1 pseudogene is annotated in these 605 nt (G+C 78.3%); it reads left to right on the top strand.

Features of this window, described 5'->3' with window-relative positions:
* Nucleotides 1-605, top strand: a pseudogene (locus tag HMPREF0731_RS22655) (lipase family protein); the annotation flags it as partial.

Here is a 605-nt window from a genome sequence, read left to right as displayed (position 1 = left end):
GGTGATCGCCGGCCAGCGCAGGGCGGCGGCGCGGCGCTGGCCGCCGGCGGCCTGGCGCCAAGCTACGCGCCCGATCTCCAGGTGGCGGCGGTCATCGCCACCGGCGCGCCCTATTTGCGCCCGGGCGCGCTGCAGGCCACCGGCGTGCCGGCGGACCGGCCCGATCCCGGCCTCGCCTATGCCTTCTACCTGGCCCTGACCGCGCGGCTGCACGACCCTTCGCTGACGCCGGATCGCTTCTTCACCCCCGCCGCCCTGCCGCTGGCCGAGGCCGCGGCCGAGCTTTGCGTCGGCCCGCTCGCCGGGCGTGTGGTCGCCGCCGGGCTGACGCGCCAGGCCGCGCTGCGCCCGGGGGCGGAGGCGCTGGTGGAACGCGCCGTGCTGCCCCGCCTGGCCTATCCCGCGCTGCGCCTGCCGATGCCGGTCTTCCTGGGCATCGGCGCGGCCGATCGCGACGTCGCCGCCAGCGGCCAACTCGCCCTGCTGCGCGATCTCTGCGCCGCCGGCACCCAGGCCCAGGGGCGGCTCTATGCCGGGCTGGACCATGGCGGCGCCTGGCTGGCCTCGCAGCGCGACGCGATGGAGTTCGCGGCGCGTGCCCTGCG

The organism is Pseudoroseomonas cervicalis ATCC 49957, from assembly GCF_000164635.1.
Classification (GTDB): Bacteria; Pseudomonadota; Alphaproteobacteria; order Acetobacterales; family Acetobacteraceae; genus Pseudoroseomonas; species Pseudoroseomonas cervicalis.
Note: the sequence above shows the minus strand (reverse complement) of the source record. Positions and strands in the feature narration are given on the sequence as shown.